This is a genomic window from Actinomadura sp. NPDC048394, from assembly GCF_040651755.1.
GTDB lineage: Bacteria > Actinomycetota > Actinomycetes > Streptosporangiales > Streptosporangiaceae > Spirillospora > Spirillospora montaniterrae.
The window spans coordinates 1-22,438 of sequence record NZ_JBEZJL010000107.1; the positions used below are offsets into that span (position 1 = coordinate 1).

Here is a 22,438-nt window from a genome sequence, read left to right on the forward strand (position 1 = left end):
AGCCGTCACGCGAGCGCGCTATCTGACCGGTGGGGCGAAGCCGAAGGCGAGCCCCACCGGGAAGCTCGCGAAGCGAGTTCGCGCTCGCCCAATCACGGTCAAGGGCCGAGCCGCCAGGCGAGGCACTTGGGCCGGGATTGAAGCCAACACGGCGTTTCTGCGCCGGATGTGTCGGACGGGGTGCCTATGGTTGCTGCGACATGCGAATCCTGCACACCTCCGACTGGCATCTCGGCAGATCGTTTCACCGCGAGGATCTGCTGGCCGCGCAGGCGGCGTTCGTCGACGATCTCGTCGCGACCGTGCGCGAGCAGCGGGTGGACTGTGTGCTCGTGTCGGGCGACGTCTATGACCGGGCGCTGCCGGCGGTCGACGCGGTGCGGTTGTGCGATGAGGCGCTCGCGCGGCTCGCGGAGCTGACGCGGGTGGTGCTGATCGCGGGGAATCACGATTCGGCGCGGCGGCTCGGGTTCGGGTCGGCGTTGATGGACCGGTCGGGCGTGCATGTCCGCACGGATTTCGCGCGGGTGGGGGAGCCGGTCGTCGTCGGTGACGCGGCGATTTACGGCATTCCGTATCTGGAGCCGGAGCTCGTCCGGCATCCGTGGGAGCTGGAGGAGCGCACGCATGCCGCCGCGTTGACGGAGGCGATGCGGCGGGTCCGCGCGGACGCGGCGGAGCGTCCGGGGCTGCGCTCGGTGGTGCTGGCGCACGCGTTCGTGACGGGCGGTGAGAGCAGCGAGAGCGAGCGCGACATCTCGGTGGGCGGTTCGGCGCAGGTGTCGGCGTCGGTGTTCGACGGCGTGGACTACGCGGCGCTCGGGCATCTGCACGGCCGCTGGGCCATCACGGACCGGGTCCGCTATTCGGGGTCGCCGCTGGCGTACTCGTTCTCCGAGGAGCACCACGTCAAGGGGTCGTGGCTGGTCGATCTGCGCGAGGACGGCGTGGCGGCGGAGTTCGTGGAGGCGCCCGTCCCGCGCCGCATCGCGCGCGTCAGGGGCCGTATCGACGACCTGCTGGCCGGGTCGGAGTTCGCGAAGTACGAGGACCGCTGGCTGCAGATCACGCTGACCGACGAGCGGCGTCCGTCGGCGGCGATGGAGCGGCTGCGCCGCCGTTTCCCGCATGCGCTGGTCCTCGGCTTCGAGCCGGAGGGCGGCGGCTCCGACGACGCCCGCACCTGGACGGAGCGGGTCCGCGAGCGGTCGGAGTCCGAGATCGCCGGCGACTTCGTCGCGGAGGTCACCGACGGCCCGGCGACGGAGGCCGAGCGCGCGCTGCTGGACGAGGCGTTCGAGCACTGCCGCCGGAAGGAGGCGCTGGCGTGAGGCTCCACCGGCTGGAGGTCGCCGCGTTCGGCCCGTTCTCCGGGACGGAGGAGATCGACTTCGACGCGCTGTCGGACGCGGGGCTGTTCCTCATCCAGGGCCGGACGGGCGCCGGGAAGACCAGCATCCTGGACGCGGTGTGCTTCGCTCTGTACGGGCAGGTCCCGGGCGTCCGGAACGCGGTGAAGGGGCTGCGCAGCGACCACGCGGCGCCGGGTGCGGGCCCGCGGGTGGTGCTGGAGACGACGATCCGGGGCCGGCGGCTGCGGGTGACGCGGTCGCCGGCGTGGGAGCGGCCGAAGCTGCGCGGGTCGGGGACGACGACCGAGCACGCCAAGGTGATCCTGGAGGAGTTCGAGCGCGGCGGCTGGACGGGGCTCACCACCCGGCTGGACGAGGCGGGCGACCTGATCTCGCGGCTGCTCGGGATGAACGCGGCGCAGTTCTGCCAGGTGGCGCTGCTGCCGCAGGGCGAGTTCGCGGGGTTCCTGCGCGCGGGTGCGGACGAGCGCCGCAAGGTGCTGGAGCGGCTGTTCGCGACCGAGGTGTTCACGCAGGTCGAGAAGTGGCTGGCGGACCGGCGGGCCGCGACGGGCCGGGAGGCGGCCGAGCTCGCCGCCGCGGCGTCCTCGATCGCGGACCGGATCGCGGAGGCGACGGGCTCGGCGGCGCCGCGCGGTGAGCGTCCGGCGGTCCCGGCGCCGCGCCGCGGCGAGCAGGTGCCGGAGCCGGCCGCGGACGTGGAGGTGCTTCCGGCGTGGGCGGCGGAGCTGGCGGGCGAGCACGCCGACGTCCGCGCGGTCGCCGACGCGCTGCGCGACGAGGCGGACGTGGTCGTGCGGGCGGCGCGCGAGGCGCTGGAGGCCGGGCGGGAGGTGGCGGAGCGACGGCGGCGGCACGCCGACGCGCTGGCGCGCCGTGACGCGCTCACCGCGCGCGCGGAGGAGCGGTCGCGGCTGGCGTCGGGGCTCGACGCCGCCGCGCGCGCCGACCGGGTGGTGCCGCTGGTGCGCGCCGTGCAGGACCGGCATGTCCGTGCGGGCCAGGCGCGCCGGTGGGCCGAGGAGACCCGTTCCCGGGTCGGGACGCTGCTTCCGCCCAGCGCGTCCGAGGACGTCCTGGCGAAGGCCGAGCGCGCGCGCCGCGACGAGATGGCGAAGCTCGCGGACCGCCGGCAGGAGGCGGCGCGGCTGAGCGAGCTGGAGGCCGAGCGGGCGGAGCTGGAGCGCGAGATGGCGCGCCTCGAACCCGAGGAGGCGCGGATCTCCGCGGCCCTCGCCGACCTTCCCGGGATCGTCGAGGCGCGCCGCGCCGAACTCGACGAGGCGCGGATCGCCGCGGCCGGGCGTCCGGGCGCGGAGGCCGCGGTCGCCGACGCGCGCCGCCGGCTCGACGCGGCGCACCGCCGCGACCAGGTCGGGCACCTGCTCGGCGAGGCGGAGGCCGCGCACCGCGACGCGGTCGACGCCGCGCAGGACGCCCGGCAGCACGTCCTCGACCTGCGGCAGGCGCGGCTCGACGGGATGGCGGCCGTCCTCGCCGGGGAGCTGGAGGACGGCGAGCCCTGCCGGGTCTGCGGCTCCACCGAGCATCCCGCCCCGGTCACGTCGCTCGCGCTGATCCCGACCGAGGAGCAGGTCGACGAGGCGCAGGCCGACGCCGACCGCGCCCAGCACGACCGGGAGGGCGCGGCGCGCCAGGTGGAGGCGCTGAGAACCGAGCGCGACGGCCTGCTGGAGACCGTCGGCGAGTCGGCCGCCGAGGCGCTCGCCGCCGACCTGGCCGAGGCCGAGGAACTGCTCGCGGCGGCGACGGCGCGGGCCGCGGAGGCCGACCGGCTGGAGAGCGTCCTGCACCGCGACGAGCAGGAGCTCGAACGCGTCCGCGACGCGCGGGACGGCAACGTCCGGGCGCTCACCGCGAACCGCACCCGGCGCGCGGAGCTCGACGCCGAGGAGAAGCGGCTGCGCGCGGCGCTGGACGAGGCGCGCGGCACCGACCCGACCCTGGAGGCGCGCATCGACCGGCTCGGCCGCGAGGCCGACGCGCTGGCCGAAGCTATGGACGCGCTACGGGAGGCCGATCGCGCCGCCGAGGAACTCGCCGCCGCTCGCGCGCGCGCCAAGGCCACCGCCGAGGAGGAGGGCTTCCGCACGCCGGACGAGGTGCTCGCCGCCGCGATGCCGGACGAGGAGCAGGCCGGGCTCCGCGACCGGCTCCGCCGCTTCGACGACGAGGAGGCCCTCGTCCGCGACCTGCTCGCCGACCGGACGCTGGCCGAGGCCGCCGCCGGACCGGCCCCCGACCTGGACGCGCTCGAGGCGGCGCTCGCGGAGGCGGAGGACGCGCGGACCGGCGCCGCGTCCGCCGCGGACCGGGCCCGGCACCGCTGCGAGCGGCTCGCGCGGCTGCGCGCGGACCTCGGCTCCGCCGTCCGCGCCTGGCGCCCGGCGGCGGAGCGGTACCGGGTCGCCGAGCGGCTCGCCGGGCTGACGTCCGGTAAGCACGCCGCGAACCGGCGTTCGATGTCGCTGTCGGCGTACGTGCTGGCCGCGCGGCTGGAGCAGGTCGTGGCCGCCGCGAACGAGCGGCTCGGCCGGATGTCGGGCGGCCGCTACGCGCTCGTCCACACCACCGACAAGGCGGCGGGCGACCGCAGCCACGGCGCGGGCGGGCTCGGGCTGCGCGTCGCCGACGCGTGGACGGGCCTGGAGCGCGACCCGGTGACGCTGTCGGGCGGCGAGTCGTTCATCAGCTCGCTGTCGCTGGCGCTTGGTCTCGCCGACGTCGTCACCGCGGAGGCGGGCGGCGCGGAGATCGGCACGCTGTTCGTCGACGAGGGCTTCGGCACCCTCGACGAGGACACCCTCGACGAGGTGATGGACGTGCTGGACGGCCTGCGCGACGGCGGCCGCGCCGTCGGCATCGTCAGCCACGTCGCGGAGCTGCGGGCCCGGATCCCGGCGCAGCTCCGCGTCACCAAGGAGCGCACCGGGTCCACCGCGCGCATCGTCGTCTGAGCGCCCCCCGGCGGCTCCGCCCGCCGCGAGGGCCAAGGCTTGCGCCTGGAGGCGCCGGGGGGCAGGGCTTGCGGCCGGGGCCGCGGGGTCAGGGCTGGCGGCCGGGGCCGCGGGGTCAGGGTTTGCGGCCGACGCCCGCGACCAGCCAGCCCGTCGCGGGCTCGTGCGGCCGGTCGGGACGCCATTCGGGCGCGGGCACGAGGCCGGGCTCGACCAGGTCGAGGCCGTCGAAGAACGCGGCGATCCGGGACCGGGAGCGGGAGGTGAACACCAGCCCGGCGTCGGCGACGATCCGGTCCTGCAGGGCGCGCTCGCAGGACGTCATCGCGTCGTCGGTGAAGTCGCAGATCGCCAGGTGGGAGCCGGGCGCCATCGCGTCGGTGAACGCGCGGACGATGCCCTCCGGGTCCTCCTCGTCGAGGATCGCGTCGAGCGTCGCGGTCATCAGCACGCCGACCGGGCGGCGCAGGTCGATGAGCGCGGTGACCTCCCGGTCGGCGAGGATCGCGTGCGGCTTGCGGGCGTCGCCGTGCACCGCCGCCGCGTTCGGAACGGCGTGCAGCAGCGCCTGGTAGTGGACGACGGCGACGCGGTCGATGTCGACGTACACGACCCGGCCGGCGGCGTCGCGGGCGTGCACGACCTCGTGCACGTTGCCTTTGCCGGGCAGGCCGCAGCCCACGTCGAGGAACTGCCGGACGCCCTCGTCCAGCATGTGGCGGACGGCGCGGCGCAGGAACTTGCGGTTCTCGCGGGGCAGCAGCCGGGCGGCCTGGAAGGAGCCGAACGCCTCGATGGCGACGGCGCGGTCGGCGCCGTAGTTGTCCTTGCCGCCGAGCGAGTAGTCGTAGATGCGGTTGAGGGCGGCGCCGGGGAGGCCGGGGCCGGGGGGCTGGCGGTCTGTCATTCGTGTCCCCTCGACTGGGAGCGGGGGTGGGTCGAGGAGCCTCCAGTCTAGTGGATCGCGATCACCGTGCGCAGGTCCGGCGTCGCGGAAAGCCACCATTCGTCGGGGCGCGGGGAGGCCGCGCCCGGCCTCCCGGGGGCGGGCACGGATCCGGCGCGCGCGGGGTCAGCGGGAGATGAAGTCCAGGATCACGTTGTGGACGTGGTGGCTCTTGTCGGCGCCGCGGAACTCGACCTCGTAGGAGAGGGTCCCGACGTTGATCGCGATGGAGCCGGAGGAGAAGTAGGGCCCCGCCCACGACTTGTTGCTGACCACGCTGACCGAGGTGATCTTGGAGTAGGGGATGCTGGTGATCGCGTACTTCTTGCCCGCGAAGCTCTTGTCCTGGATGATCACCCGCCGGTCGGTGAGGCCGACGAACCCGGTGCCGGTGCCGATCGCGTCGTAGACCGCGATGACCTGCTCGCCGGGCAGCAGCCCGCTCTCGATCTGCTTGAGCTGGCCCGACCTGTCGTGCTCGACGCCGTCGCCCATGTCCGTCCTCCGGTGCTCGTGGTTGGTCCGAGTGCTCGTGGGTGGTCCGACACGTTTCGACGAGCGTAGACCGCCTCCCGTTCCCGGGGCCCGGGCTTTCCGCCGCTCGCCGCGCTCAGGCGTCCGGCTCCCGGCCGGCGCGCCGCCGCGCCGCCCACCACGCGGCCACCTGGGCGCGGGACGAGAACCCGAGCCTGCCGAGGATGTTGGCCACGTGCCGCCCGGCCGTCCCGGGGCTGATGACGAGCTCCGCGGCGATCTCCCGGTTGGTCAGCCCGGCGGCGAGCAGCGCCGCCACCTCCAGTTCGCGCGGTGTGAGCGTGCTCGCGGGACGTATCGGACGCGTGCCCGCGCCCGGCCGGGCGTCCGTGGCCACAATCGGCGAGGCGGCAGGCGCGGTGGCCGGGGACGGCGGTTCGGTGGCGCGGGCGATCGCCTCGTCCATCTCCATGTCCCGGCCCCGCGCCCACAGGTGCGCGACCGCCGGCGGGCCAAGCCGGGTCCGGACGTCCTCCACCAGCGTCTCCTGGCGCGCCCCGGCGGACGGCGATCCGGGGACGCCCGCCCTTTCCCGCAGCGCCGACGCCGCGCCGAGCAGTTTGACCGCGCGGGTGTCGTCGCCCTCGCGCAGTGCCAGTGCCGCGCACAGTTCCAGGACGCGCGCGACGGCGTTGCGCCGCCCGGTGAGCCCGGTGAGGCGCAGGCTCTCGTCCAGGTGGCGCCGGGCGGCGCCGAGGTCGCCGAGCGCGGTGGCGGCGGCGCCGAGCCCGGCCAGGCAGCGGGCCCGCTGGGGGCGCAGCCCGTCCGGGCCGCCGACGATGCCGTGCGCCTCGCGGTAGAACCGCGCCGCGCGGTCCGGGTCGCCCTGGACGAGCGCGATGAGGCCGAGCCCGATCAGCGTGTTCGCCGCCAGCCCGAGGTGCCCCATCCGGCGGAAGATGGTCAGCGACTCCTCGTTGAGCCGCGCCGCGGTCCGCAGCCGTCCGTGCCTCGCCGATAGGGCTGCGAGCGCAGAGAGGGCCAGCGCCTCGTTGAACGGCTCGCCGTCCGTGTGCGCGCGCCGCCGGACCCCGTCCAGGACGGTCTCGGCGTCCGCGTCGTCCCCGCAGCGCATGCCGATGAGAGCCAGTGTCGTGAGGCATCCGTCGACGCCCGCCCGGTCGCCCAGCGCCTGGAACGCCTCCTGCGCCTCGCCTACCCGGGCCCTGGCCTCGTCGTAGTCGCCGTGGTCGTAGCAGACCTCGCCGTACGCCCGGCACGCGCGCGCCCGCACCGCGGGCTCCACCCGGCCGGGCAGGGCGAAGCAGCGCTCGAACCACGAGACGCCCTCCGCCACCCGCCCCTGGATGAGCCAGTACCAGCGCAGCGACGTGCACAGCCGCAGCCCGGCGCGGACGTCCCCGGCCCGCATCGCGGCGTCGAACGCGGCACGGAGGTTCTCCGACTCGGCCTTCACCGCCTCGAACGCGGCGAGGCGGCGCTCCCAGGGGACGAAGGGGTCGAGCCAGCCGTCCCGCTCCAGCCGCTCCGCCAGCTCCACCATGTGGCCGCGGTGCCGGGCGGCGACCGCGTCCGCCTCGCCGGAGGAGGCGAGCCGCTCGGCGGCGTAGTGCCGGATGGTCTCGAGCAGCCGGTGCCGCGCCGGCTCGTCGGTCACCACCAGCGACTTCGCCGCCAGGCCGCCGAGGACGTCCAGCACGTCGAGCCCGTCGCCGCACACCCGCTCGGCGGACTCCAGCGTCCAGCCGCCCGCGAACACCGACAGCCGCCGCAGCAGCACGCGCTCGTCGGCGCCCAGCAGGTCGTGGCTCCAGTCGACGGTGGCGCGCAGCGTCCGCTGCCGCGCCGCCGCGGTCCTGCTGCCCCGCACCAGCAGCCGGAACCGCTCGTCCAGCCGGTCGGCGATCTGCTCGACCGTCAGGAAGCCGACCCGGGCGGCGGCCAGCTCCAGCGCGAGCGGCATCCCGTCCAGGCCGCGCGCGAGCCGCACGACGACCGGCGCGTTGCCGCTGGTCAGCCCGAAGCCGGGGCGGGCGGCCGCGGCCCGCTCGGCGAACAGCCGGATCGCCGCGTGCCCGCCGATCCGGTCCACGTCCGTGACGGTCTCGGCGGGCAGGTCCAGCGGCGGCACCCGCCACACCACCTCGCCCGGGACGCGCAGCGGCTCGCGGCTCGTGGCGAGGACGTGCAGCGACGGGCAGCCGCCGAGCAGCCGGTGCGCGAACACCGCGCAGTCCTGCACCAGGTGCTCGCAGTTGTCGAGGACGAGCAGCATCCCGCGGGCGCGCAGCGCCGCGAGCAGCGTGTCGGCCGGCGCCCGTCCCGGTTCCTCGGCGACGCCGACGGCCGCCGCCACCGCCTGCGGCACCAGCCGGGCGTCGCGCACGTCGGCGAGCGGCACCAGCCATGCGCCGCCGGGGAACCGGCCGGCCACCCCGGCGGCCAGGTGCCGCGCCAGCCGCGTCTTGCCGATCCCGCCAGGGCCCGCCAGCGTGACGAGCCGCTCGCCGGGCAGGAGCGCGGCCAGCTCGGCCATGTCGCGCTCCCGCCCGACGAGGCGGGTCGTCTCCGCCGGCAGGTTGTGGCGGCCCGGTCCCGAGCCGTGCGTCATGGGTCCCGCCGTGCGTCGTGGACTCCTGTGCGGAAGTCTGGCACCGGCGGCCCGCTCCGGCCAGACGTGCCGGCCGGGCACGGCCGAAGGCGGCCGTGCCCGCCCGGCGCGGTACCGGGACCGGTGCGGCATCAGGACCGGCGCGGCATCAGGAGCGGCGCAGCGTCAGGAACGAGCGGTAGATCCCGTTGGCGTCGCCGCCGTTGAACCGCAGCGCGGGCAGGGTCACCTGCGCCGCGTCCTTGGTGTAGGCGTCGGCGTCCGCCTGGCTCAACAGCAGCTGCTGCGGCTCGCCCACCGGGTCGTCGGCGCCGAGGGCGGTGACGAGCCCGCCGAGGCTCGCGACGATGCCGAGGGCGACCGCGACGAGGTCCTGCTTGGCGGCCTTGGCCGCCACCGCCGCGGCGGTGACCACCGCGGTGACGTCCGACACGATCTTGGAGATGTCACCGAGGTCGTGCTCCAGGTGCGCCGCCGTGACCAGCAGGTCGGAGTCGATGACCGCCGGGGCGCCGGCGCCCCACAGCCGCAGGTCCTCCGAGCCCGACGCGGGCGCCCGGTCGCCCTCGTTGGTCTTGTACACCGGCGTCCGCACGGTGCGCGCGGGCGTGCCGGCCTCCATCTGCGCCTGCGTGATCATGCTGATGACCTCGTAGGGCTCGTCCTTGCCGAGCCCCTCGGGGTTGCTCTCGTCGTCGCAGACGAGGTGCGAGAACCGCAGGTCGTACTTGTGCGCGCTCGGCCTGCCCGGCGCGGGCGGCGCGGTGCGGCCGCCGAGCCGGCCGATGACCTGCTCCAGTTCCGGGGCGCTCACCGCCGTCGCGGCCGGCTGGAAGGCGTGCGTGCCGCCGAACAGGGCGCGCTTGCGGTCCTGCGGCAGCGCGTCGGCCTTGCCGACCATCTCGGCGACCGACGCCCGCGCCCCCGGGACGCGGTCCAGCGCCGCCCAGACGGTCCGGTCGACGTCGTTGCGCCGCCCGTCCGGCAGGTTCGCCGCGTAGCGGCGCAGCAGCAGGAGCAGGACCCCCGCGTACTCGCTCCCCGTGGTCGTCACAGAGTTGTCCATGGTGCTTCCTCCGCCAGGTCGGGTGCCCCCCGTGGGACCCGATGACGGCGCCGACGCTACGGTCGCCGGCCGGCCCGCCGCATGTGCCGTACGGTGTAGACGGCGCCACATTCCGGCCCGGGCGCGTTAGGTCCGGCCCATGGCGGGCACACCCACGACACCCCCGGCCGCCGATCATGAAACGACCAGGAGACGGCGGCCACGTCCCCCCGGAGGCTGCCGTGCGCGTCGGAACGGCCATCGTCCTGATCTGGCTGGTCATCGGTGCCATCGCCGCCGGCCAGCGGCACTACTACGACGACCGGAAGGCCAGCTGCGCCAAGGTCGGCACGGTCGTCGTCACGATCGTGGCCGGCCCGCTCAACTACGTGGGCGCGAACCCGAAGGTCCACTGCAAGACGCCGCAGCCCAGCAAGTGATCCGGCGCGGCGGGCGGGGGCCGCCGCGACCGCGCCTTCACCTGCGGCGTTCCCTGCCTTTGCGCGGGACGGGGAACGTGCCGGGCATGGGCGCGTGGTTCACCCGGGAGATCGCCGACACCGGACGGCTCCGGCTGTTCTGCTTCTTCGTGGCGTTCATCGCGGCGTTCCTGTTCATCCGCTTCAGCGTCCGGATGATCCGCAAGCGGGTGCGGTGGTGGCCGGGGAACGTCACGCCCGGCGGCCGGCACATCCACCATGTCGTGTTCGGCCTGGTGTTCATGTGCGTCGGCGGGATCGGCGGGCTGGCGGTGACCGACGACTCGTCCGGCTGGGCGGCGGCGTCCGCGGCCCTGTTCGGCGCGGGGATGGCGCTGGTCCTGGACGAGTTCGCGCTGGTCTTCCACCTGAAGGACGTCTACTGGACCGAGCAGGGGCGGCTGTCGGTCGAGGTCGTGTTCGTGACGGTGGCGCTGTGCGGGCTGCTGCTGCTCGGGCTGCGCCCGCTCGGCGCGGACGCCTTCGCCAGCTCGAAGGACGCGGGCGGCGGGTGGGAGCTCGCGGCGGTGCTGCTCATCGATCTCGGCCTGGCCGTCGTCGCGCTGCTCAAGGGCAAGACGTGGACGGGGCTGATCGGACTGTTCATCGGGCTCGTGGCGCTCGTCGGGGCGATCCGGCTGGCCCGTCCCGGGTCGCCGTGGGCGCGGCGCCGCTACAAGCCGGGCTCGCGCAAGGAGCGGCGCGCGGTGGCCCGCGAGCGCCGGTACCGGCGCCCCGTCCAGCGTCTCGCCACCGCGGTGGGCGACCTGATCGCGGGCCGCCCCTCCATCCGGGGCTGAGCCCGCCGGCCGCCGCCCCCGGGCGGTCCGGTCAGCCGGGCGGCCCGGTCAGGTCGGCGGGTGCGATCAGGTCGGTGGGCGCGGTCGGGTCGGTGGGCGCGGTCGGGTCGGTGGGCGCGGTCTTGCGCGGGTCCAGCGGGACGCAGCCGACGCCGCGGCCCTGCTCGTCCAGCAGCCGGCCGACCCGCTTGATCCATTTCAGCGTGACGGACTGGTCGACGATCTGGATCTCCGGGTACAGCGCGACGAGCCGGGCCTGGTAGGCCGCTAGCTCGTCCATGCCGTGCACCCAGACGTTGACCATGAGGTTGGCGCGGCCGACGACCGAGCACACCATGCGGGCCTCGCGCATCGTCGCGATCCTGTCGGCGACGGCCCGCAGCCGCGGCGGCGGGACCTGCAGCCACAGCATCCCGGTCACCCGCCAGCCGGCCAGCCAGTGCGCGGCCTCGCAGCGCAGCACGGCCCGCCCGCTGGACAGCATGCCGGTGAGCGCGCGCCGCACCCGCGTCTCCGGCATGCCGAGCTCGGCGGCGAGCGCGGCGTGCGAGCGGCGGCCGTCGGGGGCGAGCGCGAGCAGCACGGCCACCTCGTCGTCGCGCAGCGGCCCGGGCTCCTGCCCGGTCCCGGAGCCGGTACCGCGCTCCAGGTCGCGGCGCTGGTCGTGGCTGAGCGAGTCCAGCCGCCACCGGCTCGCCTCGCGGTGCAGGCGGTGGCTGAGGTGGGTGCGGGTGAAGGTGATCCCGTCGAGCGCGCCGAGCCGGTCGAGGACGTACCCGCTGACGGCGGCGACGCTCGTGGCGCTGACGGTCAGCAGCAGGTCGCGGCCGCCGGTGGTGTGCTCCACGCTGCCGGTGCAGGGGTCGGCGGCGATCTCGGCGGCGATGCGCTGGTTCGCGCCGGGCAGGCAGCCGACCTCGACCAGCGCGAACGCGCCGAAGTCGAGCTGCGAGGGACCCGGGTAGCAGGTCACCCACGCCTCGCCGGACGCGCCGAGCCGCGCCCAGCGGCGCGACAGCGTGGCGGCGTCGACGCCGAGCGGGCGGGCGAGCCGCGCCCAGGACGCGCGCGGGTCGTGCTGCAGCGCGTTCACCAGCGCCAGGTCGAGCTCATCCATGCGCCGGTTCCGTGCATGCGAGGGGGTGTTCACGCGGCATTCGTGCAATCTACTCGAGTTTTCGCGCCGGACCCGATCCTGGTCTGCACCGCTCCCACCGTCTTTCTCGTCCCCCGGGAGAAGCCCATGGCCCGTTTCCGCTCCGCCGTCCCGGCCGCCGCGCTGGCGGCCGCCGCGGTCCTGATCTCCTCCGGCTGCACCACCTCCTCGGAACCGTCCGCGGGCGGCGGCGGCCCGTTCCGGTACGCGGTGACGTCCGACGCCAACACCTTCGACCCGGCGCTCGGCACCGCGGCCACCGACTACTCCTTCGCCCGGATGCAGTTCGGCACCCTCGTCTACCGCGACGCCGACCAGTCGGTCGTCCCCGGCCTCGCCGAGAAGTGGACCGTCGCCCCCGACTCGGCCACCTTCACCCTCCGCGCGGGACTGACCTGCTCGGACGGCAAGCCGCTGACCGCCGGCGACGTCGCCGCGTCGCTGCGCCGGTGGGCCGACCCGAAGACCGGCGCCGCCGGGACCGGGCTGGCGTTCGGGCCCGGCGCCAAGGTCACCGTGTCGTCCGACGACGCCGCCCGCACGGTCACCGTCAAGCTGGCCAGGCCGTGGTCGGACCTGGTGCCCGCCATGTCGATGACCAACGCGGGCATCGTCTGCCCGCCCGGGCTCAAGGACCCCAAGGCCCTCGGCCAGGGACCGGTCGCGGGCGCGGGCACCGGCCCCTACACGCTGACCGACGCGCAGCGCGGCCGGCAGTACACCTTCAAGCTCCGCGACGGCTACAACGCGTTCCCCGCCTACACCAAGGCGAAGGTGCCCGCGGGCGAGCGCCCGTCCACGGTGCGGCTGTCGATCGTGTCGAACGAGAGCACCGCGGCCAACCAGCTGAGCACCGGCGAGCTGGACTACGCGGCGTTCACCGGCCCCGACGCGGCCCGGTTCGCCGGCGGCGGCTACCACGTCCACGTGCAGCCGCTGCTGCGGATGTTCGTCGTGTTCAACGAGCGCAAGGGGCACCCCGGCGCCGACCCGGGGTTCCGCAAGGCGGTCGCGCAGGCCCTCGACCCCGCCGCCTTCAACAAGGTCTACGGCGGCAAGGGCGAGGTGATGAAGAGCTGGAGCGACAGCACCAGCCAGTGCGCGAACACCGACGCCTCGATCGTCACCGGGACCGACCCGGCGGCGGCGAAGAAGGCGCTGAACGGCGTCTCCGTCAAGCTCAGCGGGACGAACGGGGTCGCCGGCGGGTCCGGCAACACCTACGTGCAGGAGGCCCTGCGCGCCGCCGGCGCCAAGGTCGCGCTGCGCAACGTCGACAACGCCACCTGGGCGTCCGACGTCCTCGCCAACAAGGGCGACTGGGACGTCACCGTGATGGCGCACCTGAACTTCCAGGGGACGCTCACCGCCGGCGCGATCCTGCTCACCGGCCCGAACCCGCCCGAGGGCCGCAACTTCGGCGGGATCCGCAACGGCGGCTTCGACGCGGGGTTCGGCAAGGCGATGGCCACCACCGACGAGGCCGGCAAGTGCGCGGCGTGGGGCGCGGCGCAGAAGGCGCTGCTGCAGCGTGACGACGTGGTGCCGCTGTCGACCGTGCCGGTCGCGTTCGTGCTCGGCAAGGACGCCGACGCCGTCGTCACCGCCGGCGCCGTCGACCCGACCTCGTTCCGGGTCCAGGGCTGATGACGGCCGCCGTCCAGGAGGCCCCGGCGCCCGGGCCGGTGAAGGCGGGCGGGCGCGTCCGGAACCCGTGGATCGGGTTCCTGCTGCGCCGGCTCGCCGGGCTGGCGGGCGTGCTCGTCGCCCTCGTCGCGGTCACGTTCCTGATGGTGCAGCTGATCCCGGGCGACCCGGCGCGGGCGCTGGCCGGGACGGACGCGACCGGCGCGCAGGTGGCGCGGTTCCGGCACGAGCTGGGCCTCGACCGCCCGCTGCCCGCGCAGTTCGGCTCGTACGTCTCCGGGCTCCTGCACGGCGACCTCGGCACGTCGTTCCAGACCCGCGAGCCGGTCGCCGACGTGATCGCCGGGCGGCTGCCGTTCACCGCGGAGCTGGCGCTGCTGGCGATCCTGCTGGTCCTCGCCGTCGCGGTGCCGCTCGGGATGGCCGTGGCCGTCGCGACCCGCGGCGGGCGGCGGCGCCGGCTGGACGCGGCGTTCACCTTCGCGACCGGGCTGCTCGGCGCCACCCCCGAGTACGTGCTCGGCACGCTGCTCGTCCTCGTCTTCGCGATCACGCTGCGGCTGCTGCCCGCCGCCGGCGCGTCCAGCCTGTCGGCGCTGGTCCTGCCGGTGGTGGCGGTGGCGCTGCCGTCGACGTGCGTGCTGGCGAGGATCGTCCGGCGGGAGACCGCCGTGGTGCTGAACCAGGACTACATGCGGACGGCGCGGGGCCGCCGCCTGCCGCCGCTCGCCCTGTACGCGCGGCACGCGCTGCCGAACCTGCTGACCAGCACGCTCACCATGGGCGGGCTGATGCTCACCGCGATGCTCGGCGGCACGATCATCGTGGAGAGCGTGTTCGCCTGGCCCGGCCTCGGCGGCCGCGTCGTGCAGGCGATCACCAACCGCGACTACCCGGTCATCCAGGGCACGGTGCTGGTCCTCGGCATCCTCGCCGCCCTGCTCAACCTGCTCATCGACGTGCTGCTCGGGCTGCTCGACCCGCGCACGCTGACCGCGAGGAGCCGCTCATGATCCGCTCGTCCCGGGGCCTCGCCGCCGGGCTGGCCGGGCTCGGCCTCATCGCCGTCCTCGCCGTCGTGGCGCCGCTGGTCTGGGGCGGCGACGCGACGCACCTGTCCGGCGCCGCCCGCGAGGGCGTGTCCGGCGAGCACTGGCTCGGCACCGACGCGCTCGGCCGCGACGTGCTGGCCCGCACCCTCGTCGCCACCCGCCTCACCCTCGTCATGACGGTGATCGCCACCGCGATCGCCGGGACGATCGGGATCCTGCTCGGCACCGCCGTGTGGGTCGCGGGCCCGCGCGTGCGGGAGGCCGGGCTGCGGCTCATCGACGTGATGGTGTCCTACCCGGCGATCATCCTCGCGCTGGCCGTCGCGGCGATCCTCGGCGCGGGCACCGTCGCCGCCGTCGTCGCGATCGGCGTCGCGTGGAGCCCGGCGTTCGCGCGGCTCACCGCCAACCTCGCCGCGTCCGTCGCGGGCCGCGACTTCGTCTCCGCCGCGCGGCTGCTCGGCGTCCCGCCGCACCGGATCCTCGTCCGGCACCTGCTGCCGAACATCGCCGAGCCGCTGCTGGTGCTGCTGTCGGTCGCGTTCGCCGGGACGCTGACGGCGCTGTCGGGCCTGTCGTTCATCGGCCTCGGCGTGCAGGCGCCGTCCTACGACTGGGGCGCGCTGCTGAACACGGGCCTGGACGCCCTCTACACCAACCCGGCGGAGGCGCTCGGCCCGGCGGTCGCGATCACGCTGACCGGCGTGCTGGCGAGCTTCGTCGGCGACGGCCTCGCGGCGGGCGCCGACCCGCACCGGGTCGGGATCTCGGGGCGGATGAAGAAGGCGCCCGTGCCGGCCGAGGCCCCCGCGGAGGAAGGCGCGCTGCTCACCGTGACCGAGTTGCGCGTGTCCGCCGGGGACGTCGACCTGGTGGACGGCGTCTCCTTCACCGTCCGTCCCGGCGAGATCGTCGGCGTGGTCGGGGAGTCGGGATCGGGCAAGAGCCTCACCGCGATGGCCGTCGCGCGGCTGCTGCCCGACACCGTCGCCGCCGATGCCCGCGCCCTCCGGCTGGACGACCTGGACCTGCTCGCGGGCGCCGCGCCCGACCGCCTCGCCACCGAGATCGGCGTCGTCTACCAGGACCCGGCCGCGTCGTTCAATCCGGCGCTGCGGATCGGCGGGCAGCTCACCGAGGTGCTGCGCCGGCACCGCGGGCTCGGCCGCCGCGCCGCCCGCGAGCGCGCCGCCGAGGCGCTGGACGCCGTCCGGATCACCCGCCCGGAGGCGCGGCTGCGGCAGCACCCGCACGAGCTGTCCGGCGGGATGCGCCAGCGCGCGATGATCGCGTCGGCGCTGCTCACCGGCCCCCGGCTGCTGATCGCCGACGAGCCGACCACCGCGCTCGACGTCACGGTCCAGGCCGAGATCCTCGAGCTGCTCCGCGAGGCCAACCGCCGCGACGGCACCGCGATGCTGTTCATCTCGCACGACATCGGCGTCATCGCGTCGCTGTGCCACCGGGTCCTGGTCATGTACGCGGGGCGGATCGTCGAGGAGCTGCCGGTCGCCGACCTCGCCGCCGGGCGCGCCCGGCACCCGTACACGCGCGCCCTGCTGGACGCCACGCCCCGCCTCGACACGGACGGCGACGGGGGCGCGGAGCTGACCACGATCCCCGGACGTCCGCCCGCGCCAGCCGACCGTCCGGCCGGGTGCGCGTTCGCGTCCCGCTGCGCGCTCGTCATGCCGCGGTGCACCGAGGAACGGCCCGCCGCGGTCGCGGTCGGGACGGACCATCGCGCCGCCTGCCACGCCGTCGCGCTCACCGTGGAGGAGACCGCATCATGACGCTGCCCGCCGAGAAGGCGGCCGCCGCCGGGCCGGCCGCCGGGAAGCTCACCGCCGAGCACGTCACCGTCGTGTTCGGGCACGGGCGCCGCGCCCACACCGTCCTCGACGACGTCGGCCTCGCCGTCCCGGAGGGCACCACGGTCGGGCTCGTCGGCGAGTCAGGGTCGGGGAAGTCGACGCTGGCCAAGGCCATGGTCGGGCTCGTCCGGCCCCGGTCGGGCCGGATCCTGCTGGACGGCAGGGAGGTGTCCGGCCTGCGCGGCGCCCGCCTCACCGCCGCGCGCCGCCGCATCCAGCTGATCTCGCAGGACCCGAACTCCTCCCTCGACCCCCGGATGCGGATCGGCCGCGCGCTCGCCGAGGCGATCGACCCGCGCCGCGCCGACCCCCGCGCGCACGCCGACCAGATCGCCGCCGGGCTGGAGATGGTCGCGCTCGAACCCGACGCCGCCCGCCGCCACCCGCACGAGTTCTCCGGCGGCCAGCGGCAGCGGATCGCGATCGCCCGCGCCCTCGTCGCCCGCCCCGAGGTCGTCGTCGCCGACGAGATCACCTCCGCGCTGGACTGCTCCGTCCAGGCCGAGGTGCTGAACCTGCTCGCCCGGCTGCGCGCCGAGCTGCGGCTGACGATGCTGTTCATCTCCCACGACCTCGCGGTCGTCCGGCACGTCAGCGACTCCGTGGCGGTCATGCACCGCGGAGTGATCGTCGAACGGGGCGACATCTACGCCGCCCCGTCCCACCCCTACACCCGACGGCTGCTCGCGAGCGCGCCGTCACTGCCGCCGAAGGAGACCACGTGACCAGCCGCGCCGCGGAGCGGACCCGCGAGACCCTCAGCGATTTCGGCGAGCACGCCGCCGGCCTGGGGGAGCTGTACCGCGACCTGCACGCCCATCCCGAGCTCTCCTGGCAGGAGCACCGCACCGCCGGGATCGTCGCCGCGCGGCTGCACGCCGCCGGATACAAGGTCACCGAGGGCGTCGGCGGCACCGGCCTCGCCGGCGTCCTGCGCAACGGGGACGGCCCGGTCGTGCTGGTCCGCGCCGACATGGACGCGCTGCCCGTGGCCGAGCGGACCGGCCTGCCCTACGCGAGCACGGTGCCCGGCGTGATGCACGCCTGCGGGCACGACGTGCACGTCACCTGCCTGATCGCGGCCGCCGAGGCGCTCGCCCGGCGGACCGCGCTCTGGTCGGGGACGCTGCTGGTCGTCGCGCAGCCCGCCGAGGAGCTCGGCGAGGGCGCGCTGGCGATGGTCCGGGACGCGGCGTGGCGGGGGCTGCCGCGTCCGGACGCGGTGCTCGGCCAGCACGTCGGCGCGTTCCCGGCGGGCGCGATCGTGCACCGCCCCGGTCTCATGATGTCCGCGGCGACCACGGTGGACGTGCGGATCTTCGGCCGCGGCGGGCACGGCTCGGCGCCCGAGACCTGCGTCGACCCGGTCGTCACCGCCGCGCACCTGGTGACGCGGCTGCAGACGATCGTGTCGCGGGAGGTGTCGCCGCGCGACTCCGTCGTCGTCACCGCCGGCATGATCCGCGCCGGCACGAAGGCCAACGTGATCCCGGACGAGGCGCACGTGGCGCTGAACTTCCGCAGCCAGTCCGCGCGGGTCCGCGACGAGGTGCTCGCCGCGATCCACCGGATCGCCGAGGCCGAGTGCGCCGCGTCCGGCTGCCCCCGGCCGCCGGAGCTGGCCGTGTCCGGCGACTTCCCGCTGACCGTGAACGACGCCGCCGCCGACGCCCGGGTGTCCGCCGTGCACGCCGAGCTGTTCGGCGCGGAGGCCGTCATCGAGCACGGCCCGCTCATGGGCAGCGAGGACTTCTCGGTCTTCGGGTTCGCCGAGCACAACGGCGGCACCGCCGTCCCGTCCGACTTCTGGTTCTTCGGGGGCACGCCGCTGCAGGCGTGGATGGACGCGCCGGGGGAGAGCCCCGAGGAGAAGCTCGCGACGATCCCGAGCAACCACAGCTCCCTGTTCGCGCCCGATCCCGAGGCGTCCGTCCAGGCGGGCACGACGGCCCTCACCGGCGCGGCGCTGGCGTACCTGTCATGACGGCCGACCTCATCCTGCGCGGCCGGGTCATCACCATGGACGACGCCCGACCGTCCGCCGGGGCCCTGGCGGTGCGGGGGGACCGCGTCCTCGCGGTCGGCGACGACCTCGACGACCTCGACGGCCTGCGCGGTCCTCATACGCGCGTGGTGGACGTCGACGGCTGCGTCCTGCCCGGATTCGTCGAGGCCCACGGCCATTTCCTCGGCGACGCGACCGTGCAGAGCCCCGCGCTGGTCGACATCCGGCCGGTCGTCCTGGCCACGGCGGACGAGGTGCTCGCCGCCGTTCGCGAAGCCGTCGCCACGCGTCCGATGACGGTGTGCAACGGCTGGGAGCCGCTGCTGCAGAAAGGGCTGCCGGAGCCGACCCTTTCCTGGCTGGACGAGCTGGCCCCCGCCACTCCGCTGATCATCATGCACAATTCCGGTCACGCGGTGTTCTTCAATTCCGCGGCCATGCGCCAGGCCGGCCTGACCCCCACCACACCGGACCCGCCCGGCGGCCGGTTCACCCGCAACGCCGCAGGTGAACTGGCCGGTGCCGCCTACGAGCCCGCCGCGATCTCCATGGTCACCGGGCATCTCCGCGACGGCATCACCGACGCCGCTCCGGCCCTGCTGGCGCAAAGCGCGCGGGTGAACGCGCGCGGCGTGACGATGATGAGCGAAATGGCGTTCGACCCCCGCGCCCGCCCGCTGCTGGAGAACGTCCCGCTCACCACCCGGCTCCGCCTCTACGAGGTGTCGACGTCCGCCTTGAGAAGCGACGTCGAGCCCGGCGCGGGCGACGACATGATCCGCCAGGTCGGCATCAAGACCTGGGCGGACGGATCGCCGTGGACGGGCAATCTCGCCGCGTCGTTCCCGTATCTCTCCAGCGGCGAACGCCACGCCCCGAATTACAGCACCGCCGAACTCCTGGAGATCTCCCGCGCCTATTACGCGCAGGGCTGGCAGCTCGCCTGCCACGCCAACGGCGACGAGGCCGTCCAGCAGGTCCTGGACGTCTGGGAGGAGATGCTCGGCGGCCGCCCGGGCGACCGGCGCCTGCGCATCGAGCACGCCAGCTCGATGCGGCCCGAGCAGTTCCGGCGCGCGCACGCGCTCGGCGTCACGTGCAGCCTGTTCCCCGACCACATCTACTACTGGGGCGAGGTGCTGGACGAGCTGTTCGGCGCGGACGTCGCCGGGCGATGGGCGCCGATCGGCACCGCCCTGAGCACCGGGATGCGGGTGTCCCTGCACAACGACTCGCCCGTCACCCCGGCGAACCCGCTGCACAACGTCGCGGTCGCCGCCACCCGCACGTCCCGCCTGGGCCGCGCGTTCGGGACCGGCGAGCGGATCGGCGTGCTGCAGGCCCTGCGCGCGCAGACGATCGACGCGGCCTGGCAGCTGCACGCCGACGACGTCACCGGGTCCCTCGCGCCCGGCAAGTACGCCGACATCGCCGTGGTCTCCGCCGACCCGACGCGCGTCCCGCCGGAGGAGATCGAGGACCTGACGGTGGACGCGACGTTCCTCGCGGGCCGGCAGGTCCACGGCGACCCCCTCGGGTGAGGGCGGCCGGAGTAGATTGCGCGGCATGAGCGGGTATCGCACGACGACCGTCGCCGTCCCCGGCGGGGACCTCACCGTGGGGCTCTGGGGCGAGGGGACGCCGTCGGTGCTCGCCGTCCACGGCATCACCGGGTCGCACCTGTCGTGGGGGGCGGTGGCCGCCCGGTTCGCCGCCGCCGGTGGGAGCCTCGCCGCCGTCGACCTGCGCGGTCGCGGCCGCAGCGGCGAGCTGCCCGGGCCGTACGGCATGGCCGCGCACGCCCGCGACTGCGCGGCCGTCCTCGACGCGCTCGGCATGGACCGGGCCGTCGTCGCCGGGCACTCGATGGGCGCGTTCGTCTCCCTCGTCCTCGGCGACCTGTACCCGGGCAAGGTGGAGCGGATCCTGCTCGTCGACGGCGGGCCGCCGCTGCCCGTCGCGCCGGGCCGGACGCCCGACGAGCAGGTCGCGGACACGATCGGCCCGGCCGCCGCGCGGCTGCGGATGCGGTTCGCCGACCGGCAGGCCAACCGCGACTTCTGGCGCGCGCACCCCGCGTTCAAGGTCTGGACGCCCGCGATCGAGGCCTACGTCGACTACGACATGACCGGCGAGGAACCGGAACTGCGCAGCCGGGTCTCGCTGGACGCGGTGTCCGCGGACTCCGCCGACCTGCTCACCGAGGACGCGCTCGCGGGCGCGTGGCGGCGGCTGCGCCGGCCCACCGAGATGCTGCGGGCCGGACGCGGCATGCTGGACGAGCCCGAGCCGCTGTACCCCGACCCCGTGCCGATCGCCGCGCGCATCCCGGTCCGCACGCTCCCGGACGCCAACCACTACACGATCCTGCTGGGCGACGCCCCGTCCGCCGAGGTCGCCGCCGCCCTCTCCCGGATGGGCTGATCCGGGCCGCGTCCGGTGTCCGCGGCGATCTCCGCCCCTGACATACCGACCGGTCGGTATTAGAGTGGGGTGAATGACGGAGCTGCACGAACTCACCGCGCTCGACCAGGCCGCGGCGGTGCGCGCGGGCGAGGTCGCCCCCGCCGAACTGGTCCGCCACTACCTGGCCCGCATCGACCGCCTGAACGATCGCTACGGCGCCTTCGTCACCGTCACGGCGGACCGGGCGATCGCGCAGGCCGAGGCGATGACCGGCGCCACGGCGGCGGATGAGGCCCCCACGCCGCTGTCCGGAGTGCCGACCGCGATCAAGGATCTGACGCCGACCGCCGGCGTGCCCACCACCTACGGCTCCCGGGCCTACGCGGGCCACGTCCCCGACCGCGACGCGCACGTCGTCACGCTGCTGCGCCGCGGCGGCATGATCAGCCTCGGCAAGACCAACACCCCCGAGTTCGGGCTCTGCTGCTACACCGACAACGACGTGGCCGGCCCGGCGCGCAACCCGTGGGACCGCGCCCGCGGGGCCGGCGGCTCCAGCGGCGGCGCGGCCGCCGCCGTGGCGCTCGGCCTCGCGCCCGTCGCGCACGGCAGCGACGGCGGCGGCTCCATCCGGATCCCGGCGAGTTCCTGCGGCCTCTTCGGGCTGAAGACGTCCCGGGGCCGGATCAGCCCCGGCCCGGACGCCGCCGACGTGAGCGGCCTCGCCGTCCAGGGCCCGCTCGCGCGCACCGTCCGGGACGCCGCCGCGATGCTCGACCTGATGGCCGTCCCGATGCCCGGCGACCCGCACTGGGCGCCGCCCCTCCCGGCCGGCGAGACCTTCCTCGGCCACGCCGGCCGCGAGCCCGGACGGCTGCGCATCGGCCGCTACGCCGTGCCCGCCGCGCCCGGCGTCGACGTCGACCCGGCGTGCGTCGAGGCGTGGGAGCACGCCTCCCGCGTGCTCGAAGGCCTCGGGCACGAGGTCGAGGACATCCCGACGCCCTTCGGTCCCGAGGTCTCCGACTTCTTCGTCACGGTGTGGGGCGTGCAGTCGCTCGGCCACGCCGTCGATGCGGACGCGGAGGAGTCGCTGCGCCCGGTGACCCGCGCATGGCGCGCGTACGGCCGCCGGATCGACGGCGCCTCCTTCGCCGCCGCGGTCGGCGGGATGCAGCGCGCCGCCCGCGCGTCCATCGAGGCGACGGCCCGCTACGACGCCGTCCTGACGCCGACGCTGGCGGCGCTGCCGCAGCCGGTCGAGTACTTCGACGAGAAGGACGCCGACCCGCTCGACAACCTCCGCCGGCAGAGCGCGTTCAGCGCGTTCACCAGCGTCTACAACATGACCGGCCAGCCCGTCGCCAACCTCCCGCTGCACCGTGCCGAGGGCGGGCTGCCGGTCGGCGTGAGCCTGGTGGGGCGGCCCGCCGGGGAGGCCGGCCTCCTCGCGCTCTGCGCCCAGGTCGAGGCGGCCGCCCCGTGGGACGGCCACCGCCCTCCCGAGTGGTGACGCCGCGCCCCTGCCCCCGCCGATGTGCGGCCGAGTGCCGAAACCGCGCCCCGAACCT

17 protein-coding genes are annotated in these 22,438 nt (G+C 75.5%); 12 read left to right on the forward strand and 5 right to left on the reverse strand.

The annotated features are described in order from the left end of the window. The first annotated feature begins 200 nt into the window (after positions 1–200). A complete protein-coding gene (locus AB0C78_RS45835; RefSeq protein WP_360761124.1) occupies positions 201–1,331 on the forward strand; it encodes an exonuclease SbcCD subunit D in 1,131 nt (376 codons plus the stop codon). Beyond that, positions 1,328–4,351 carry an SMC family ATPase gene (locus tag AB0C78_RS45840; protein WP_360761126.1) on the forward strand — a complete coding sequence of 1,008 codons (3,024 nt, stop codon included), beginning with the start codon at positions 1,328–1,330 and terminating at the stop codon, positions 4,349–4,351. Before AB0C78_RS45835 ends, AB0C78_RS45840 begins: the two co-directional genes overlap by 4 nt. A gap of 115 nt (positions 4,352–4,466) precedes the next feature. Here the strand turns inward: AB0C78_RS45840 and AB0C78_RS45845 are convergent, their stop codons facing one another. The 4 genes from AB0C78_RS45845 to AB0C78_RS45860 all read right to left on the reverse strand — a co-directional run bounded on the left by AB0C78_RS45845 (position 4,467) and on the right by AB0C78_RS45860 (position 9,469). Then, entirely contained in the window at positions 4,467–5,258 is a 792-nt protein-coding gene (locus tag AB0C78_RS45845; RefSeq protein ID WP_360761128.1) for an SAM-dependent methyltransferase, read from the reverse strand. A gap of 165 nt (positions 5,259–5,423) precedes the next feature. Further along, a complete protein-coding gene (locus tag AB0C78_RS45850; protein ID WP_173095052.1) occupies positions 5,424–5,792 on the reverse strand; it encodes a PH domain-containing protein in 369 nt (122 codons plus the stop codon). A 115-nt stretch (positions 5,793–5,907) separates the two neighbouring features. After that, positions 5,908–8,403, reverse strand: coding sequence for a tetratricopeptide repeat protein (locus AB0C78_RS45855; RefSeq protein ID WP_360761130.1), 2,496 nt, complete (start codon positions 8,401–8,403; stop codon positions 5,908–5,910). A 148-nt stretch (positions 8,404–8,551) separates the two neighbouring features. Next, the gene (locus tag AB0C78_RS45860) at positions 8,552–9,469 is read right to left on the reverse strand and encodes a hypothetical protein (protein ID WP_360761132.1); all 918 of its coding nucleotides are present in this window, start codon (positions 9,467–9,469) and stop codon (positions 8,552–8,554) included. Positions 9,470–9,690: 221 nt separating this feature from the next. Here AB0C78_RS45860 and AB0C78_RS45865 point away from each other — a divergent pair, with 221 nt between their 5' ends. Further along, positions 9,691–9,888 carry a hypothetical protein gene (locus AB0C78_RS45865; protein WP_225991807.1) on the forward strand — a complete coding sequence of 66 codons (198 nt, stop codon included), beginning with the start codon at positions 9,691–9,693 and terminating at the stop codon, positions 9,886–9,888. Between the two features lie 86 nt (positions 9,889–9,974). Further along, entirely contained in the window at positions 9,975–10,727 is a 753-nt protein-coding gene (locus tag AB0C78_RS45870) for a hypothetical protein (protein WP_360761134.1), read from the forward strand. A gap of 31 nt (positions 10,728–10,758) precedes the next feature. On the opposite strand, the gene AB0C78_RS45875 is transcribed toward AB0C78_RS45870, so the two are convergent. Further along, positions 10,759–11,844, reverse strand: a complete 1,086-nt coding sequence (locus tag AB0C78_RS45875) for an Lrp/AsnC family transcriptional regulator (RefSeq protein ID WP_360761136.1) — start codon at positions 11,842–11,844, stop codon at positions 10,759–10,761. 126 nt (positions 11,845–11,970) lie between these two features. On the opposite strand from AB0C78_RS45875, the gene AB0C78_RS45880 reads away from it, so the two are divergent. The 8 genes from AB0C78_RS45880 (at position 11,971) to AB0C78_RS45915 (ending at position 22,380) form a co-directional block, all read left to right on the forward strand. Continuing rightward, positions 11,971–13,530 carry an ABC transporter substrate-binding protein gene (locus tag AB0C78_RS45880; protein WP_360761138.1) on the forward strand — a complete coding sequence of 520 codons (1,560 nt, stop codon included), beginning with the start codon at positions 11,971–11,973 and terminating at the stop codon, positions 13,528–13,530. Beyond that, positions 13,530–14,543 (forward strand): ABC transporter permease, encoded by a 1,014-nt coding sequence (locus AB0C78_RS45885; RefSeq protein ID WP_151541753.1) that lies wholly within the window; start codon positions 13,530–13,532, stop codon positions 14,541–14,543. Before AB0C78_RS45880 ends, AB0C78_RS45885 begins: the two co-directional genes overlap by 1 nt. Next, positions 14,540–16,375, forward strand: a complete 1,836-nt coding sequence (locus tag AB0C78_RS45890) for a dipeptide/oligopeptide/nickel ABC transporter permease/ATP-binding protein (RefSeq protein WP_360761140.1) — start codon at positions 14,540–14,542, stop codon at positions 16,373–16,375. The genes AB0C78_RS45885 and AB0C78_RS45890 overlap by 4 nt, the downstream gene beginning before the upstream one ends. Then, on the forward strand, positions 16,372–17,181 hold the full coding sequence (locus AB0C78_RS45895; RefSeq protein ID WP_360761142.1) for an ABC transporter ATP-binding protein: 810 nt from the start codon (positions 16,372–16,374) through the stop codon (positions 17,179–17,181). Before AB0C78_RS45890 ends, AB0C78_RS45895 begins: the two co-directional genes overlap by 4 nt. Further along, positions 17,178–18,440 carry an amidohydrolase gene (locus tag AB0C78_RS45900; protein ID WP_360761144.1) on the forward strand — a complete coding sequence of 421 codons (1,263 nt, stop codon included), beginning with the start codon at positions 17,178–17,180 and terminating at the stop codon, positions 18,438–18,440. Before AB0C78_RS45895 ends, AB0C78_RS45900 begins: the two co-directional genes overlap by 4 nt. Further along, complete coding sequence (locus AB0C78_RS45905; protein ID WP_360761146.1) at positions 18,437–20,002, forward strand: amidohydrolase; 1,566 nt, start codon at positions 18,437–18,439, stop codon at positions 20,000–20,002. The genes AB0C78_RS45900 and AB0C78_RS45905 overlap by 4 nt, the downstream gene beginning before the upstream one ends. Positions 20,003–20,027: 25 nt before the next feature. Continuing rightward, positions 20,028–20,885 carry an alpha/beta hydrolase gene (locus AB0C78_RS45910; protein WP_360761148.1) on the forward strand — a complete coding sequence of 286 codons (858 nt, stop codon included), beginning with the start codon at positions 20,028–20,030 and terminating at the stop codon, positions 20,883–20,885. Positions 20,886–20,958: 73 nt separating this feature from the next. Further along, positions 20,959–22,380 carry an amidase gene (locus AB0C78_RS45915; RefSeq protein WP_360761150.1) on the forward strand — a complete coding sequence of 474 codons (1,422 nt, stop codon included), beginning with the start codon at positions 20,959–20,961 and terminating at the stop codon, positions 22,378–22,380. Positions 22,381–22,438: the final 58 nt, after the last annotated feature.

Coding starts and splice junctions, on each gene's coding strand:
- AB0C78_RS45845 (WP_360761128.1), bottom strand. CDS start 5,258: ATGACAGACCGCCAGCCCCCCGGCCCCGGCCTCCCCGGCGCCGCCCTC.
- AB0C78_RS45835 (WP_360761124.1), top strand. CDS start 201: ATGCGAATCCTGCACACCTCCGACTGGCATCTCGGCAGATCGTTTCAC.
- AB0C78_RS45910 (WP_360761148.1), top strand. CDS start 20,028: ATGAGCGGGTATCGCACGACGACCGTCGCCGTCCCCGGCGGGGACCTC.
- AB0C78_RS45875 (WP_360761136.1), bottom strand. CDS start 11,844: ATGGATGAGCTCGACCTGGCGCTGGTGAACGCGCTGCAGCACGACCCG.
- AB0C78_RS45880 (WP_360761138.1), top strand. CDS start 11,971: ATGGCCCGTTTCCGCTCCGCCGTCCCGGCCGCCGCGCTGGCGGCCGCC.
- AB0C78_RS45905 (WP_360761146.1), top strand. CDS start 18,437: ATGACGGCCGACCTCATCCTGCGCGGCCGGGTCATCACCATGGACGAC.
- AB0C78_RS45850 (WP_173095052.1), bottom strand. CDS start 5,792: ATGGGCGACGGCGTCGAGCACGACAGGTCGGGCCAGCTCAAGCAGATC.
- AB0C78_RS45885 (WP_151541753.1), top strand. CDS start 13,530: ATGACGGCCGCCGTCCAGGAGGCCCCGGCGCCCGGGCCGGTGAAGGCG.
- AB0C78_RS45870 (WP_360761134.1), top strand. CDS start 9,975: ATGGGCGCGTGGTTCACCCGGGAGATCGCCGACACCGGACGGCTCCGG.
- AB0C78_RS45915 (WP_360761150.1), top strand. CDS start 20,959: ATGACGGAGCTGCACGAACTCACCGCGCTCGACCAGGCCGCGGCGGTG.
- AB0C78_RS45855 (WP_360761130.1), bottom strand. CDS start 8,403: ATGACGCACGGCTCGGGACCGGGCCGCCACAACCTGCCGGCGGAGACG.
- AB0C78_RS45895 (WP_360761142.1), top strand. CDS start 16,372: ATGACGCTGCCCGCCGAGAAGGCGGCCGCCGCCGGGCCGGCCGCCGGG.
- AB0C78_RS45890 (WP_360761140.1), top strand. CDS start 14,540: ATGATCCGCTCGTCCCGGGGCCTCGCCGCCGGGCTGGCCGGGCTCGGC.
- AB0C78_RS45860 (WP_360761132.1), bottom strand. CDS start 9,469: ATGGACAACTCTGTGACGACCACGGGGAGCGAGTACGCGGGGGTCCTG.